Raw genomic sequence first — 2586 nt, forward strand, 5'->3', positions numbered from 1 at the left:
TAAAGCCTCTCCTTGGCTATCGGAAATGACTAACTTTTACCGCTATCCATCACGTTTGCAATGCCGGGGAAAACAAGACCCTGAAACGCATATTGAGCCACAAAAAAATACTAACACCTTTAGAGATACCTGATTTAATAGTTGTTTTAGACCAATACATTATTTTCATACACTAGAAGTTGAGAATACACTCTTCGACTCATGGGCTAAAGGGATAACAGGAGAAGCATATATACTGATAGACTCCAAAGAGAGTACCTTATTATTATTTATCCTCATACTATACTGTTTCAAAGCTCCAGAACCATCAATTAGCGATAGCTTTTTCATCAAAGAATATCTAAAACGACATGACTTCAAACCTTCTTATAAAGTCATTTCTAAAGAGATATTAAAAAGAACTTCTAACGAGTGTGTCGACGACGGACGCGGTGACAGCCCGCGACTCTGAACAACTTACTCCCCGCCGCGCCCGTCACACGAGACGTTAGCATTTTAAGAAAGACACCATCATGCAGATCGAAAATTTAATTAATAATGCAAAATTTACTATTTTGCTTGGTAAAAATGGCTCTGGGAAAAGCACATTATTACGAAAAATTGATTCTCTACCTCAATTTAATACAAAGTATATTTCTCCTGAACGAGGAGGAACTTTAAAATATGATCCAAATGTGGAACTAAATATTTCTAATAATGAACAATGGCTTATCCAAGATAGAAGAAAAAATAGGACAGAGTACTTTCGCCAGCAAAGTAGTGCACAGTTCAGAAATTTAGAAGTAATGGTTTTGCGTGAAATTGAAAAAGACTTGGAGAAACGACAAAATCAAAGTTACACCTTTGACTTAACAATAAGCCAAATTAACAATCTCTTGCCAAAAATAAATATAGAAAGAGCAGACAGAGGGTTTCAAATAAAAAATAATCAAGGTCAAAAACTTGAAGAAGATCAAATTTCTAGTGGCGAGGCAGAATTAATAGCCTTAAGTATTGAAGTTCTGGTTTTTTCAAGATCAGACCAAAATAATAAATTACTATTAATGGATGAGCCGGATGTCCATTTACATCCTGACCTTCAACAGCGTTTTATAGAGTTTATCGAAAAAGTAGCAATAGAGTTTGACTTTAAAATTGTCATTGCTACACATAGCACAGCAATTTTAGGTGCTTTTACTAAAGATGCTGATTTACAAATTATCCCCATATCAGATAAATCACAAATAGAATATTCTCACTTCCGATACGATCCTATATGTCATGAAATATTACCTGTATTTGGAGCACACCCGTTATCTAGTCACTTTAATAAAACCCCTGTTCTATTAGTAGAAGGAGAGGATGATAAGCGAGTTTTTGAACAAGTAATGAGAAGCGCTCAAGGTTTCATCAAGTTTTCACCATGTGTTGTTGGTACAGTAACTGAAATGACAAAATGGGAAGAATGGCTTAATAAATTTTTACCATCTATATATGACAACCCCAAAGGATATTCCATTAGAGATTTAGACAGCAGCGCAACTCCAGAAATTAATAACATTGGTTGTGTAATAAGAACTAGACTTAACTGCTATGCAATAGAAAATTTATTACTAACAAAAGAGTGTTTAACCATTCATGGCTTTACTGAATCTAGCTTTATTGGAAAAGCGAACCAATGGATTCAAATAAATCAAAATCATCAAACGACACCATTAATCACTTTTCTTGTAAATAACTTTAGCCAAAGAAGAACTTTAAAAATTAAAGATATTAGAAATATTATCATAGCATTACTTGGCACTACTAAACCTTGGGAAGTTCTTGTTGGTCAATTGATAGCAAATAATATTAATAACAGAGATGGCGATTATCATTCGATCTATACCTATATGGGTTCAAAAGTATTTAATGAATTATTAAGCTAACAAACACATCGACGACGGACGCGGTGACAGCCCGCGACTCCGTTTTGATTACTCCCTGCCGCGCCCGTCATGTTAGACGATAGCGCAGAACCGCTCGCGCGGTCCTGCGCTATCGCGTCGGAGTTGAGCTTCGCTCGCCCGGTTTGATAACCGCCGCGCTCCGCGCTCTGGCTATCAACCCGTTCGAGTGGACGCATTTGCGCCCGCGAGCGACTCCCCCCGGGAGTCACTTCGCAGCCACAAACGCGCCACTCAACTCCGACGCGTTAGACTAATATAAAGTGCCAAATTATGAGTTCAACTGAAGACTTTATAGAAAAAGAAACAAGAGCAGTTGCAAAACTTAGAGAAGATGTATTTGAGTTTCAAGGCTTTGAGCGAGAGTTTCTGCATTTTCAAGAACAAATGCTAAGAGACTATGAAAAATCTTCTAGCTTAAAGCACCCTGTAAATAAAGGTGATGCACGGGAAGACTACTTAAAACAATTTTTATCTAATAACGGACTTATTGCTAAAAAATTGTAAGCGCCGTTAAATCGCCCTACTTGCCCTTGTCAAAAAAGGGACTTTTTTCGCACATTTCTCCAGCGGCACATTCCATGGCAGGAGGGCCTCCCATTTTTCCAGGGTGTCGGCCTGGGCGATATGCTCCAGCAGATAGCGGATATAGGCATACGGT

Annotated in this window: 3 protein-coding genes; 2 read left to right on the plus strand and 1 reads right to left on the minus strand. The window is 37.9% G+C overall.

Annotated elements, in window-relative coordinates; all coding sequences use genetic code 11:
- Positions 1-512: 512 nt before the first annotated feature.
- Together THINI_RS00305 and THINI_RS24815 are read left to right on the plus strand one after the other, a co-directional pair.
- A complete protein-coding gene (locus THINI_RS00305) occupies positions 513-1907 on the plus strand; it encodes an AAA family ATPase (RefSeq protein WP_002706553.1) in 1395 nt (464 codons plus the stop codon).
- 291 nt (positions 1908-2198) lie between these two features.
- Positions 2199-2432, plus strand: coding sequence for a hypothetical protein (locus THINI_RS24815; RefSeq protein ID WP_154724303.1), 234 nt, complete (start codon positions 2199-2201; stop codon positions 2430-2432).
- 6 nt (positions 2433-2438) lie between these two features.
- On the opposite strand, the gene THINI_RS24820 is transcribed toward THINI_RS24815, so the two are convergent.
- Positions 2439-2586: transposase domain-containing protein (locus tag THINI_RS24820; RefSeq protein WP_211206947.1), on the minus strand; the 148-nt coding region annotated here is incomplete at its 5' end.

The sequence above is a fragment of the Thiothrix nivea DSM 5205 genome (assembly GCF_000260135.1).
GTDB classification, from domain to species: Bacteria; Pseudomonadota; Gammaproteobacteria; order Thiotrichales; family Thiotrichaceae; genus Thiothrix; species Thiothrix nivea.